Here is a 14,085-nt window from a genome sequence, read left to right as displayed (position 1 = left end):
CACTTCCTAAGCATCTGTGTTCATGATTTTAAAGAGTTCTGTATTCTCTGGAATAGGATTTTCAAATGGAACAATCGTGCCATTGGCATAGATCAACCCTGTTCCTTGTGGCACTTTTTCACCTACATATTTCAATAATTTAGGTTTCAAATTGACCGCTTCTTTCAGTCGTTGTAAATCTACTGGTTTTTGACGTAATAGAATCATAAACTCGCTATTAGATAGCATTTTTCGTCCTGCTGAACTATCCAACATCGTAGAAATATTTTGAGTGATTCCTGTTGTAACCGCCCCATACTTACGGATACGTACCCACAAGTTTAAGAACCAATTAGCAGAACTTTCTTCTTCAAAATTCACTTGTAATTCATCAAAGTATAGACGAGTAGTGACTTTGCCTTGATTCGCAACTACTTGTTTCCAAATCTGATCCAAAATGACTTTCATGGCAAAAGGCTTCATTGTTTCATCTAGTTTCTTGATATTGAAAACGACAAATTTTGCATTTAAATCAATATTTGTTTTATGTGCAAAAATATCCTGGGAACCAATACAGTATTTTTCTACTTTTGTAGCTAACGTTTTCGCTTCTGGTTCTGGTTGTTCCAATAAAATGTCATACCATTCTACTAAAGTTGGCGCTTCAGCATTTCCCTCAAAGGCCTCATAGGTTTTCCTTGTCACACGGTCAACGATAGAGGCATCCTCATCTGTATAAGATTTAAGTAGTGATTCAAATAAGCTAGACAACAAATTCGCTTTTTCTTTGACTAAATCGACGTTTCGATCTTCTGAATCCAATAAACGGCTATCAACCATATCTAAAATATTCAAGTGGTGTTGAGTACCTGTTGAAATATCTAAAATTTCAGCTCCGAAAGCTCGTGCAATAGGGATATACTCGCTCTCTGGATCAACGATACGGAACAAATCATCAGGATAGCGCAACAACGCACTAATCATTTCCCATTTTGTTGCCATCCCCTTACCTGCACCCGATGTCCCAAATATCAATCCACTAGGGGTTGGCAAATCTTTTTTCCGATCTAAGGTAATGACATTATTGGTCATTTGATTCCGTCCATAATACTGACCTGTTGGGCTTTGTAACTCAACATTGGTAAAAGGTACCTGTGAAGCTACGTTGGTACTCGTCATATCACGCATGTAATTCATTTCTACATCTAAATATGGTTTTCCAATCGGTAAAATCGTATTCAACGCTTCTTCTTTGTAGTCTTCAACTACCTCAAAGTCCACTTGCCATGTATAGCCAACGTCCTCAACTGCTTTAATAGACTCCTCTAACTCAGCTTCTGTTTTCGCAATCAAAAACGTAGTAAAAATCCCTGAAAACATTTTTTGTCCGTTTTCCTTAATTTCTTCCATTAAGGCCTCAGTTGATTCTTTGGTGTCCTTCAAATCACCAGCAATCATATCTTCCCCAACACCTTGACGAAAATTGTCTTTTTGTTGCTTACTGATCGCTACATTATTTAGTGTCTGCATCGTTTGAATATTTTTCTTTGCTCGAATCATGTCATATGGTGTTGCATGAATACTAATTGCAAGTTCTGTTCCAATTGCACATAATTCTCGTATCAAACGATCTTCTAAGTATTTAGGATACTGACGAATATAGAGTACTGCCGCATAATATTCGCCTAAACGCATGTATTTCTTTTCTTTCGCAAATCGAATTTTGCCAGGAACTATGAAGGCTTTACTATTTAATCCAGATACCGCAATGTCTTGATATGTCGTACTAAAATAAGAACCTGGTCGTAAGAGATCACTCATTACTGACAGCCGTTCTACACCACTAAGGGGAGTCACAGACAGGTCTACTTCATTTGCTTCGAAACGATTTTTAAAGTTTTTTGCGATTGTTTCAATATTTTTATTCGCCTGTTTTCTAGAAGAACTCTTGGTTGTAAACGTGGCATATTTTTCAATCGTAAAATTTCGTTGATCTTGTTGGAACTGTTTATCAATGATTTCATTCATTTCTTGGCGATAATTGTCCAACGGATCTGCCGCATAAGATAATAAAATAGACTCTAATAAAGAGTCATCGATTCGTTTATTAAGCACCAATAGTTGATATCTTGAATTTTTATCTAAAGTATTCAGACCATCTGCATAGCCAACCACGATATCTTCTTGTTCCTGTTCCATTGAAACTTCATAATCAACTTCACCCAATCGATAGGTTTTGGAATATTCACCTTCTACAACGTGCATTAAGCCCTCTTCAAACTGAAGTGTATACTTAATACTGTCTTGCGCTGTTGGATTGGCTTTTTCCATCACACGCTGTTTCATTTGCTTTTCTGCTTGTTTAGATCTCATCTGTTTCTTTGACGGTTTCTTTTGAAGTAAATTCATGCTTTCCATATCTCCTTATCTGTCCTGATCTATAAGGACGATCTTCATAATAAAAGTAAAGTTCAAACTTCCGTTTCTTTTCTTTCCACGTATCCAACAATAGAAAAACGGGATAATACCCTAAAACGATCGCAGTAGGTAGAGAGAAAATTAAAAACGCCCAATCAGGAAGAAAAAAGATTTCTACTCCTAATATGAGCGCAGTACCTGCCAATAAGACATAGGCTTTCAGCTGTCGTATACTGATCCCCCATACCTTCCGTTCAATTTTAGACACATCTTTATAAAACTGTGAGCCAATTGCCATACTACATCGCCCCCATAAATCGTTTGGCCATTCCTTGTGAGCCAATCAAAATGATGATAACCGCTACATATTTAAAAATGAGCACTACATAAATCATGATATTGATCATTAATGCTCCTGCATTGTCCCAAACTCCACCTTCAAATGAAGCAAAAGACAAATAATCGTTGGCCATTAGAATTGGAATTAAACCAACGATCAAGACTAATAAAGCACCTTGCAGAACAAGTGCCATAATTTGCTTGATATACCCTACAGCAATTGAGCGAAGCTCATCGTTTACGAAGAAAGCAATCAAGATAGGTGCCATTGCTTTGACAATATACAGTTGAATTCCTCGTAAAAAAATGAGAATATTTGTGATAAGCGAAGATAACAAAAGTGCAATATAGGCAAATGCTTGAAATAAAAAGACAATTGGTTTTGCCCACCAGGATACTTTTCCCATCTGAGGGATTGCATCACTTGTTCCTGTAATAGTCACAACTGAATTGATCCACTTAGCTGCTTGAATCCCAAACCATACAATTCCGTCTACGATATAACCCGAAGACATGATCAGCACAAACGCAATGATATATTTCATTGCTAAGTCTGTTAGGACTTCTACACCCAATCCTCCGTCTTCCATTTTAAATTTCTTTGTTACACTGGTCATTTCCACCATGAAAAGAATGCCTAAAATCGCCAGTCCCAAAGGAATCAAGACTTTCGCTATCTTTCCCATCACTTCATTTGTCGTTGGATTGTATTCTCCTAAACTTTGAAACAGCTGATTGAGGGTGGATTCTGGAATATTCATTCTTTTCCCTCCTTAGAATTTGATTGAACTAAGCTGAGCAATTACGTATGCACCTACGCCTGTTGCAATCAAGGCAAATGCCCCACCAACAATAATTGCCTCAATCCCTTTATCTGTTTTTCTTGGATCATCCGTCTGCATTCCTGAACGAACATCCTTTACTCCTAACATAATGCCGACAGCTGCTAAAACGCCGATGATCGCTCCGATGATTGTGACAATTTTTGTAACGATATCCATTTCTATTTCCTCTTTTCTACTTATTTTTTTAGTTATTGCCATTCTGAGGAGTGAAAATTATCCTCTTGTCCAAATCCGTCAAATCCTGATTCTTCTTCGCTGTTTTCAAACTCTTCTAGTGTTAAAAATTCTTTTATTTGTACTTGTGGCTGTCCCTGATATGACCCTTCTTCTACTCGAATGTAAACGTCTTTTCTTGTGAGAAATTTCAACGTATCTGGATTATATCCAAAGGTCAAATCTGGAATCTCAACACCGTTATCTTCAATACTCGCAAGAAGAAAATTCATATTGTCTTGTGTAAAATCATTTCCGAACGTTAAAGAGAAACGACCTTGTTCTTCATTTTTCCCTTCAAGAAATAGAATAAACATATCGCTTCCGCTTTTTGCTTGTTTGTTCTGTACTTTTGTAATCGTTGCTGCATGCGTTCCTACTGCAAACTGTTTAAATCCGTTTCTACGCTCTGTTGGTCTTTGATATTTCATTGGTTTTCTCTCCTTTAAACTAATTTTTTGTAACAAAAAAAGCACCTATTCAACAATGAATACGCACTAATCAAAACTTATTCAATTTTAATGAAAGTCTACGACCTTCAATTTTAAATCCAAACTTTCTATAAAAATGATCTCGCCTTTCATGATTTTCTTTCTTTTGCTCATCAACTGGGGATAACGTACCTGTTATCTCCAATTCTTTCCTGTTTAGAAGCTTCACATAATGTAAAAACTCTTTCATTAAAATAGAACCATAACCTTTATTTATATGTTCATAGTGAGTTGTGCAATCAATAATTATTATCCTCTCCAAATATTCAGCATTATTATGGTAGATCATACGAACCCATATCTCACTGTAACGGTAATTGGGAGTTCTCGGATTATTTAAGTTAAACAATTCAAATCTCATTTTATCTATTTGCCCATGACGTGCCCAATCTACTTCTTTTGTTACGGTTACTACCCACTGTTCTTTTTTATATGGAATAACTTTGAATATTTGCGTCAAGCTATCATTGAATATCTCTATTTTTAATAGACTCTCATTTTGTTTAATCAATTGTTTATTTTCTTGTTGTATTTCTCTTAACTTATCAGAGAGCGTATCTATTTGGGAAAGGGAGTCCTGCATGTCTAAATAAGCTTGTTTTAGCTTTCTTTTGTTCATAAACAAAGACATCGAACAATTCCTCTCCTTTGAAGTAACCTTCTCCAAAATACATACCGCTCCATAGAATTTCTTCTAATAATTTTTTTGAGTCTATCTCTTCTTCCTGTATAGCTAGTAAATCGTCTACTAGGAGTCGCAAGTCTTCGACATATCGTTTAACATTTTCTTTGTCTCTATTTATGCGAAAAGCGAATAGATATAATGAATGATTGGTTATTCTTATTTGTTGACTCACATCTGATAACCTAATTTTATCACAAAGTATCCAATCTTCAACATGAATAAGCCACTCTTTTTCAATACACAATTTTTTGTTATTATTCAGATTACATTTTCTTTCTAGTAAAAGTGGTTTTCCTGTCTGATTCTTGATTGCTTGTGAAATTGACGTTTCTAGTTGATCCTGTTGTGAAATAAACTTCTCAAACACTTCAATACCCGTAAAAATAGGTTCTGCTCCAACCATTACATCTAAGGCTCTTCGGCGTAAACGTGTATTTACATCACTTTGTTTCTCAATTTCATCAATATCTAGTAAAAATTGTTCCATGACGGACACAAATTGTGCAGCATCTTGTAATGAGTCCCTAGCCACACGGACTGCATAATAAAATAAAGTAAGATTTCCCTTCCGCAAGTGAAATGGAATATCAGAATACTTAATTTTGTTATTCAATACTAATGACTCAACAAGCTTTCTGTATTCATTTTCTTCTTCCAACTGCTGATCACTCCTTTTAAATTTTAGGGCAAACAGTTAAAAATCGTCCCAATTATCTAATCGACGTTCTTCAGGTGATAATTCTACTAATTTTCGTACATAGTCGCCTGATTCTATGGAACTTTTCAATTCATTTACTTTTAGTAATTCTTGCTCTAACTTATATCTGTTTTCCAGAGAGATATCCATCGAACGCAAGCTTAAGTCTATTTTATCTTCAAGAATTCTTAAGCGTTTGATTACGTTTTTCTTTTCAAATTCATCATAAAAACAAGCTTTTAAAACTGACTCCTTATTTTTAGGATCCAAAATATTTTCTATTAACTGATTTCTTTCTATAAAGCTCAATCTACACAGATAAATCATTGATACTAGCCCACCAAAGAGTAAAAAGTAATCTAAATAACGCACTTGGCTTCACCTCATTCAAACTAACCGTTAAATTTTGTCATTTTTTGGATCTGTGATTAAAACCGACTTATCGTCTAGCTTTTCAGGTAATACTAAAGCATGAGACATTCCAGAACCAGAGCAAAAATCCGGTTTATTCATAAATACTGGTCTATCCATAAGCAAGTGATATTCATCAACAAATAATCTCTTACGTGGTTTACGGTGTTTCCATTTACGATAAGAATGTTCTTTTCGTCGTTTTCTTTCCATAAAAATCTGAATCGGATCAAACGTGGACACATGATCAAGTCGATCCAAATCTAACACTGCAACGTCGTATCCTTGCGCTTTAATCTTTTCTAACACACCAGAATGACTCATTTAATCACTCCTTCTTCAAATTTGGTCTGTACCGTCCCTTCTGGAACAACAAAGATCACTCTTTGTTCTCTGGAACCAAAAACTTTATTGAATTCTTTTTCTTTATATTGGTGTTGCTCAAGAATAATTTTAGGTGAAACAGTTTCAGGTTTTTCTTGAATATAAATATCACCTTCAGATAAGCCTTTATACTGTTTAGATAAGGTTCTTAATTGGTAACCATTCTCTGTTTTTACAACATATCGATAATCTGTAAAATCTTTGCTTGAAATTTGATTCAAAAATATGCCGCCTGATCCGTGAAGTTCAACTTTCTCTTGTACGTTCATTGAATACAGATTATCTTCCGTTTTTTTGACCCATTCTGACGGAGCAGCTTCTCTATATTTATCCTCAACAGTCTTTAGTTTACTTGATTGGCTAACAAGCGAATAAACAAGTATTCCCGTTGCAACTAAAAAAATCAAAGGAACTAATTCAAGCGTATCCATAAAAATCACTAAGCCAACACCCAGTAGGATAACGACAACTAGTAGAAGGATTTGTCCTAATGTCAAATCTGGAACCTTCTTCACTTCCTCTAAATAATCTTGATACATCGATTACACCTGCCTTAAAATAGTTTTTAATTCGTCTGATTCATTTATTCTTTTTTCCCATTTGTCTAATTGAAATTGCGTTTTACTACTTCGTGACACATCCTTGCAGTAAAAAAAGACTCGCTTATCTATTTTATTATGATTAACAGCTCGTAAGCGATACAACTTCACACGTCCATTCGGATGAATGATTCCTAAATAGGAAAGACTATACTCTTCATTGGACAAATACACTGATTTTTTTTCAAAGAGTCGTTGATCTACTGAATAGACTAAATCTAGTTTTAGTTTTTTAGTTTCTCCATCTAAATTCAATTGTTGGTCCGTATCGATATATTTTCTCGGAATTAGCGTTAAGGGTAAATTTGTAATCAAACCTTGATTGCTTACATAGGAATCACGCTCCTTTAACATGGCCAAACCTCTTTCTTTTTAATAATAGAAACAAGAAAAGAGAAACAACCGTTTGTCGTTTCTCTTGCCTTGCATTAATTTTTTGATAAAAACTCACGTTTTTTTCTTCTGTATAATTGTAGTAGTTGTTCTCTTTTCCAGAAAACACATGAGCCAATCACAAGAACCCAACCTAATACTTTTAGGATAGCTTTTTGTGGGCTATCACCTGTATTAGGCAATACAGTTTTCGCAACTTCTTTAACTGCTTTTTCAGCAGGTGTTGCTTTGGCTTTAGGTGTCTTATTCACACGTTTCTCCGTAATGTGGTGGTCTTTTATGCCATCGGAATCTTGCCATTGTTGATCGGCAGTGTTGAGTATATCGATTCCTGGTTTAACGTCTTTTTTCACGGTCATTGGTGCATCGATCTTATAAATCTGCCCTAAAGGAATTTTTTCAGTATCCACGATCGATACCTCTTCCCCTTTGGAATTTTTCGCTTTTTTGAAAATATTCGCTGCAATCGTTAATACACCGTCTTTGTCCTCTACTTTAAAGGATTGGGTCACGTCTTCACCTTTGGCATTGTAGACTTTGACCTTTTTAGGATCAGCGGTCAATGAGGCTTTGTCATACGTATCCACCATTTTTAATGACAATAGTTTACTTGTTTCGTCAAACGGACGGGTATCTAACCACAATTGATAAATAAGCATTTGTCCTGGCTTAACTTCAGTTGTATTAATGTTTTCTTTTTCGTTATTATCCGTTTTATCTGCATAGGGATCTTTGTTGGAATCTTCATAACGATCTTTCATTTCGCTGTCATCGTCTAAAAGTTTGTCTTCTGTTAAATCAAACTTTTCTTTCGATAAATCGAATTTATGTGGTTCAGGTTTCGGTGTTTTTGTGTAAACTTCATTTGAATCTTGTTTTACGTCATTGATCGTTTCTACAAATGTATTTACAACCTTGTCAGAGTCTTTGAAACGGTAGAAAGAAGCATGGACAGTAAATCCAACCTCTTTGTCCTTATGCTTGTTTACAACGTCTAAGAACGCTTTTTGGGCAGTAAATAAGACCTTGCCTTTCTTATCTTCAGCTTTGACGAAATCTTGTGGCAATTCGTCTCCTGCTTTGTAAGAGTCAAAGTCTTTGGTTGCATATAATTTGAATGTACCATTGTATCGATCAAAATTTTCGTCGTAATCGTCATTAATCGTCCAACTATTAGTATCTTGACGGTTCGGTTGCAAGATACTTGAGTTTAATTCATAAAAGAAGTCGGAGTTTAAAGCGACCTTCCCTTCATTGATCGATTCCCCACCGTCTTCTTTTGTGACATCTTTTGTTGGTGGTGTCGGTGGTGTTGGAACGTCTTGCGTATCAGGATTATTGTTAAAGTGTAATGTAGATAAACTAATCGTTGGTTTTTCAGTTGTTACGCTGCCAACAGTTCCCTTGCTATTTGGGTTCTTTTCTGTACTGCTGTCTTGTAAAGCAAATTTACGGGTAGAGTACGGGTTAGAGAAATCTTTATTGTAGCTAGCACTGATTGTTAAAATATCTTTTTCTTGATCTGTTTCCATATGAATATAGATTGGTCTAATCTTTTTACGACCTTCAGGTTCACTTTTCTCTTCTAAAACCCAGTCTCCGTACACTAAATTACCTAATGCATAACCATCATCACCTGTGACTGGATCAACTCCTGTGATCATAGTAACGGGTTCAGCTACAGTGCCTTCTAATGGATTTGCGACAAATTCAATATCGTTAAACCCTGAAGACCCTTCATTATTTGGTAAGGTGAATTTCTTGTTCAGTTTGATTGCAGCATCGATCACACGCTCTTTTGACGTTACGTCAGGCGCAACTACATTTTCTGTTTTTTCGTCTTTGTATTTAATTTCAAAATTATGAGTGGTTGAATCAACTGTGTATCCTTCCCCTGCATCAATTTCTTTCCAGGTATATTTGCCTAAGGCTAGGTTACCAACAGAGACTTGCAAAGACTTTTTGTCTACTTTTAATGCGACTGCATCACCAAAGTTCACTGTTTTCCCACCGACTAAAGCACTCGTTACTTTTTCACCTGTTAGTAGTTTTGGTGCGGGTTTGTCACTCCATTTAACGGGATCACCTTTTTTGTGTGGGGAAGCACCCGTCGCATCATCATTGTAGAACAGCTGATAAATCGCAGACGTTAAATCTGCTTTTCCGTTTTGTGCTTTTCCAGTGTCTTGATCCACTTTTTGTAGGGTATTTTGACCGACAACGGGTTTGTTTTCTAGCTTCAGTGTTGTCGTTTCCCCTGTTTTAATTATGGTACTTTCATTCGGACGAACCGTTTGACCTGTCGCTGACCATCCAGTAGAACGTTCCACAACCGTATAATTTCCTTTCATGATTCGCTTCGACTTACCGTAGCCATTTTTATCTAGCTTGATTGTGTCTAAGACTTTTCCGTCTTTGTCTTTAATATCAAATAACAGTTTGTCAAAGGAATAGTTGCTATTCCAAGGCTTGTTTCCAAATCCGGCAACTGCTTTATTAATCTCCAAAAATCCGCCGAGCAGTTCACTGATTTTAAAAGGATAGTCACCAAAGTGAGCAGTGACAATGTCTAAATGATCATTTGCATCATCCATATATTTATACTGAACCCAATTACTATTGTACTTTTTCAATACAAGGTAACTATTTGCCGTCAAATCTGACGAATCTTCATTGATTGCACCATCGGACGTGGAACGAAACCCATTGCCAACTTGCGTGAGTGCCGTATCAGGGGATAGTACATAACCCAATGCGCCATTTGCGCCCATTTCAGCTAATTGATTAGCGTCAATGTCAGAATTTTTGATCGGCATTAAGGTATCATTTTCAGGCAGAGGTTGTCCTGTATCACTGTTAATGAAAGTAAGCGTATATGATACTAATTTTATATACCCTACCAAAGTGCCATCAGAAGATTCTCCGCCAACACCGCCTCCTTCAGTTTGTCCGCCACCAGTATTTGATCCATTACGGACAATCGATCCCCAGCCAAATGTAATTACACTGTTTTGAGATTTAGCACCCATCAACACTGAATCGTATGATGTGCCATCTGGTTCAGCAGCACTGTTGACCGTCACCCCTAGTGAAATTGGAATGATAGAACCATCATCTGTTTTAATTGCTGTTCCGACGTTACGAATCAACGCTTTTCCGCCTACAGGAATTTCTACTGCGGAGTCAGTTGGTAAGAACCCATCTGCACCCAACACAGTCGTTGCCGAAGAACTAATGCTTGATAAGGGTTTCCCGTTAGCTAAGCTAGTGGAGGATCCCCAAGCCGCTTGATTAATAATATACTTAGGACTACCTGCGCCTTCTAATAAACCTGCCAAAATAGCTTGGAAGGTCTCACTAGACATATTGTCTGTTGGTGATTTAATGACTGGAGCATTGTTAATCGTTCCAACTTGTGTTGCACCTTCTGGTAACGTTAACGCCTGTGCGACCTCATTACCAGAGGGAGGAAGTCCCGCCAGTCCACTTAGTAGTAACAGCGCCAATCCAAACAAACTGACGACTTTTTTCATTCGCTGTTTCAGTGTACATTTTGTTCTATTTTTCTTCATCAATTTTTCTCCTTCTAGTTAATTTGGGGAAGAATATGCTCAATCCTCATTCATTTTAAGGGGAACGAATACAAATCATATGAATCTCTCCTTTTTAAAAATGAAAAGAAGCAATCAGATATTTTCTGGTTGCTTCTTTTCATTTCGGTATTTTATCTATTATTTAGGGAAAAATTCTGACCAATCACTAGTTGCTGCATCTTTTTCCGCTTGATTACCTTGTTCCTGTGTTAATGATCCATCTGCATTGCCTCCAGGAGAGGGTTGAGACGGCGCTTGTGGCGCAGGTGTACTTCCGCCACCTGTTGAACCGCCATTGTTTGCAGGTGGTGTGTAACCACCATTCGTTGGTGTTTCTGGTGCGACATAACTACCGCCATTCCCTGTATAACCATTTTCAACGGGTGCTGCTTCAGTTCCTGTTGAACCTTGATTCTCTGAAGGCTGTGCAACATTTGAATTATTCGCTTGCGTATTGGCTGCTTCGGATTGAGATTTTGTCGTTTCTTCTGCTTTCGCTTTTTCTTCAGCAGCTTGTTTATCGATATCTGCTTTGACTTTATCAAGTTGATCGATCAATGCTTTTTTTGCTTTTTCATTTTTGATTTTGTCTGTTTCAGCTTTTGCAGTGTCATACAATTTATTGTCAGTAGATACTACTTTTCCGTCTTTATAAACCTTTGAGACCTCTATCTTGGCTTTATCTAGTTGATTGAGTTGGGTTTCTGCATTAGAGAGCAACTCATTAATTGTCTTATCGTACGTTTTTGTTGCTCCTTCTTTGAAGTAAGCTTTACTGACTTTTTCAATTGTTTCCTTTTTAAGATCGTCTGCAATCGCTAAGTCTTTTTTTACATCAGATCCATTGATTGCCATAGCTGTTTGTGTTTGTTGGAATAAACCATTAATATCAACTAAAGCATTCAGTTTTTCTGTTGCTTTAGTCACATTATCATTCACTGATTTCACTTCCTGATCATACGCAGTATACTCACTTTTTGAAAGTTTCTTGTCTTTTTTTATTGTGGCTACTTTTGTCACTTTTTCTTGTAAGTCTGTGACTTGTTTGGCTTTGATCCCTTTTAATAAGAAGTCAGAATCTTTCGGATCATACAAGGCAGCGGCTTCTTTGTTCAAGTCTTCTAATTTTTTGGTTGTTTCTTTGACCACTTGTTTGGCTTCTGCAGCCTTCACACTCGATTGATTTTGCGCATAAGCGTATGTGCCACCTGCACTTAAAAAAACAACAGCAGCAATCAATCCTAATTGTTTTTTGCTTAACTTTTTCATTGTACTTCCTCCGTTGTTCGTTTTTTTATGTATCCTTTTTCTTTTCGCCAGTTAAGTAATGTTGATTTCCCTACATTAAATTCTTTGGCAATCTCATTATAAGTAAAGCCGTAATGGACTAATTTCAAATATTTTTCTTCATCAATTCTATCTGCACTATTTTTACTTCCTTGTTGAAAAATCTGTCTGCCTAACGTCGTTATCTGCTTGTAAAGCTCTGTATCAGGTTTTTTAAACCACTCTGAATCTATGGCCAACATAAGAAGTAACTGATTCCAATTGCGGAATTTCTCTTCTTGATTATCCATATTCTCCCTCTTTTCTGCACGACAGGAAGAGTCGAGTTGTTACTACAAGCGTAATTTATGACTCACTTTTTATCAAGTGTTTTCTATAGCTAATATTTTGACAGGTTTATTATTTTGAGCTAAATCAAACAAACAATCTTTTATAGTGAGTGCTGCATTTGTCAACCCACGTTCGATCGTAGGCATTTCTTCTGTCGTTGTGCCTGCAAAGGATTCTAAAAATTCCAAGTCACTCACTGCCTCAAATGAGACACCGTCTTGAATATCTGAAACTCTTGTTTGATAGGCAACAACCGCTTCATCTGGTTCAGTAGCAATGATCCAAGCTTTGTAAGGTGACTCAAAATAATAATAGTTATAGCTCATCTTTTTTTCCTGCTTCCATTTCTATCTTTAAATACCAATAGGAAGAAACATATCCATCTTCGTCTTCATCGTCTGGATCAATACATAGGACTTCTTCTTTCAGAGTGGTTGAATCGTCTTCAAATTCTTCAAATACTTCCTCTGGAACATCAATTTCTACTAAATTAATTTGATCATCTTCATAAGCTTGTTCATTATCATGCCAAGTATCTTTCAAATCCTTATACTCTTTTTTTGCGGTAGTTAGGTCTGTTGTCAATCCGTTACCGTTACATCCGAATCTCTGTGACATTCAACTCTGTACAATTTCATCTTCTGGTTCCTCCTCAATTTTTCTAAACGTAAATATTTGTTCAATCGGTACTTCAAAAACGTCCGCTATATCGTGGGCTAATAATAATGACGGATTGTATCGATTTCTTTCTAACTGTATAATGGTTTGTCGTGATACCCCTACTTTGTCAGCAAGTTCTTGTTGAGTCATACGCCTCATTGCCCGATACACATGAATACTTGATTCAAAACTACTCAATTTTTTCTTTGGCATTATTGATCTCTCCTTTTCAATATGTCTGTATTGATATACTTTGACTATTTTTTCGACTAAGCTGTATAATCTTTAATTTCCACAACTCATCTAAAGCAATATTTAGTTGATTATCATTAAAATTCTTGATATCCAAAAGCTTCTTTTATTTCCCATGCCTAGTGCAATACTTCTGCAAGCAGATCATTTTTTTATTAAGTTAAGTTACCAATTTTATTGATAACTTAACAGCTGTACATGAGTCTGCTCTTTTTAACAAGTTGACATCCTCTTCAGCCAAACGATCATGCCAATAGTTTCTAGCTTTTTTGGGATTACTTGTAAATAGAGGTTGTCTTTTATCTATTTTCCATTCTTGAAAGTAGACTATTTTGAAACTACTCGTAGTTTTATCAAACAATCGAAACTCTATTTTCATATGCTATCTCCTTAAATACTCACTTGTTAAAAGACAGTTAGCTTTTACTCCATTGACCCAAAAGCTAGTATTGAAGCAAAGAAAGTAAGCAGCACGGATAGGCCTCTATCTTTATGCAAAAAATCTATGA

The 14,085-nt window shown here is 36.3% G+C and carries 18 protein-coding genes; all 18 read right to left on the bottom strand.

Annotated elements, in window-relative coordinates; genetic code table 11:
- Positions 1-6: 6 nt before the first annotated feature.
- Positions 7-2,388, bottom strand: a complete 2,382-nt coding sequence (locus BCR22_RS04265) for a VirB4-like conjugal transfer ATPase, CD1110 family (protein ID WP_069653747.1) — start codon at positions 2,386-2,388, stop codon at positions 7-9.
- The gene (locus tag BCR22_RS04260; protein WP_069653746.1) at positions 2,342-2,695 is read right to left on the bottom strand and encodes a PrgI family mobile element protein; all 354 of its coding nucleotides are present in this window, start codon (positions 2,693-2,695) and stop codon (positions 2,342-2,344) included. Before BCR22_RS04260 ends, BCR22_RS04265 begins: the two co-directional genes overlap by 47 nt.
- A 1-nt stretch (position 2,696) precedes the next feature.
- A complete protein-coding gene (locus BCR22_RS04255) occupies positions 2,697-3,497 on the bottom strand; it encodes a TrbL/VirB6 family protein (protein WP_069653745.1) in 801 nt (266 codons plus the stop codon).
- A gap of 12 nt (positions 3,498-3,509) precedes the next feature.
- A complete protein-coding gene (locus BCR22_RS04250; protein ID WP_069653744.1) occupies positions 3,510-3,737 on the bottom strand; it encodes a type III secretion system protein PrgF in 228 nt (75 codons plus the stop codon).
- A gap of 32 nt (positions 3,738-3,769) precedes the next feature.
- Positions 3,770-4,225 (bottom strand): type III secretion system protein PrgE, encoded by a 456-nt coding sequence (locus tag BCR22_RS04245; RefSeq protein WP_069653743.1) that lies wholly within the window; start codon positions 4,223-4,225, stop codon positions 3,770-3,772.
- Between the two features lie 70 nt (positions 4,226-4,295).
- Positions 4,296-4,904, bottom strand: a complete 609-nt coding sequence (locus BCR22_RS04240; protein WP_069653742.1) for an N-acetyltransferase — start codon at positions 4,902-4,904, stop codon at positions 4,296-4,298.
- Positions 4,831-5,628, bottom strand: a complete 798-nt coding sequence (locus tag BCR22_RS04235; protein ID WP_069653741.1) for a hypothetical protein — start codon at positions 5,626-5,628, stop codon at positions 4,831-4,833. The genes BCR22_RS04240 and BCR22_RS04235 overlap by 74 nt, the downstream gene beginning before the upstream one ends.
- A gap of 36 nt (positions 5,629-5,664) precedes the next feature.
- Positions 5,665-6,039: a hypothetical protein gene (locus tag BCR22_RS04230; RefSeq protein WP_069653740.1), complete on the bottom strand. Its 375-nt coding sequence runs from the start codon at positions 6,037-6,039 to the stop codon at positions 5,665-5,667.
- A 27-nt stretch (positions 6,040-6,066) separates the two neighbouring features.
- Entirely contained in the window at positions 6,067-6,402 is a 336-nt protein-coding gene (locus BCR22_RS04225; RefSeq protein ID WP_069653739.1) for a hypothetical protein, read from the bottom strand.
- Positions 6,399-7,001, bottom strand: coding sequence for a hypothetical protein (locus tag BCR22_RS04220; RefSeq protein ID WP_069653738.1), 603 nt, complete (start codon positions 6,999-7,001; stop codon positions 6,399-6,401). The genes BCR22_RS04225 and BCR22_RS04220 overlap by 4 nt, the downstream gene beginning before the upstream one ends.
- Before the next feature lie 3 nt (positions 7,002-7,004).
- A complete protein-coding gene (locus tag BCR22_RS04215) occupies positions 7,005-7,415 on the bottom strand; it encodes a hypothetical protein (protein ID WP_069653737.1) in 411 nt (136 codons plus the stop codon).
- A gap of 74 nt (positions 7,416-7,489) precedes the next feature.
- Positions 7,490-11,026, bottom strand: a complete 3,537-nt coding sequence (locus tag BCR22_RS04210) for an LPXTG cell wall anchor domain-containing protein (RefSeq protein WP_069653736.1) — start codon at positions 11,024-11,026, stop codon at positions 7,490-7,492.
- Positions 11,027-11,185: 159 nt separating this feature from the next.
- Positions 11,186-12,316 (bottom strand): hypothetical protein, encoded by a 1,131-nt coding sequence (locus tag BCR22_RS04205; protein WP_069653735.1) that lies wholly within the window; start codon positions 12,314-12,316, stop codon positions 11,186-11,188.
- On the bottom strand, positions 12,313-12,624 hold the full coding sequence (locus tag BCR22_RS04200; RefSeq protein WP_069653734.1) for a hypothetical protein: 312 nt from the start codon (positions 12,622-12,624) through the stop codon (positions 12,313-12,315). The genes BCR22_RS04205 and BCR22_RS04200 overlap by 4 nt, the downstream gene beginning before the upstream one ends.
- Before the next feature lie 72 nt (positions 12,625-12,696).
- Positions 12,697-12,990 carry a hypothetical protein gene (locus BCR22_RS04195; protein ID WP_069653733.1) on the bottom strand — a complete coding sequence of 98 codons (294 nt, stop codon included), beginning with the start codon at positions 12,988-12,990 and terminating at the stop codon, positions 12,697-12,699.
- Positions 12,980-13,282, bottom strand: coding sequence for a hypothetical protein (locus BCR22_RS04190; RefSeq protein ID WP_069653732.1), 303 nt, complete (start codon positions 13,280-13,282; stop codon positions 12,980-12,982). The genes BCR22_RS04195 and BCR22_RS04190 overlap by 11 nt, the downstream gene beginning before the upstream one ends.
- Complete coding sequence (locus BCR22_RS04185) at positions 13,283-13,537, bottom strand: helix-turn-helix transcriptional regulator (RefSeq protein ID WP_069653731.1); 255 nt, start codon at positions 13,535-13,537, stop codon at positions 13,283-13,285.
- 199 nt (positions 13,538-13,736) lie between these two features.
- Positions 13,737-13,955, bottom strand: a complete 219-nt coding sequence (locus BCR22_RS04180; RefSeq protein WP_069653730.1) for a hypothetical protein — start codon at positions 13,953-13,955, stop codon at positions 13,737-13,739.
- Between the last annotated feature and the right edge of the window lie 130 nt (positions 13,956-14,085).

The sequence above is a fragment of the Enterococcus plantarum genome (assembly GCF_001730295.1).
Classification (GTDB): Bacteria; Bacillota; Bacilli; order Lactobacillales; family Enterococcaceae; genus Enterococcus_L; species Enterococcus_L plantarum.
This window is presented reverse-complemented; position numbering and strand designations above follow the sequence as displayed.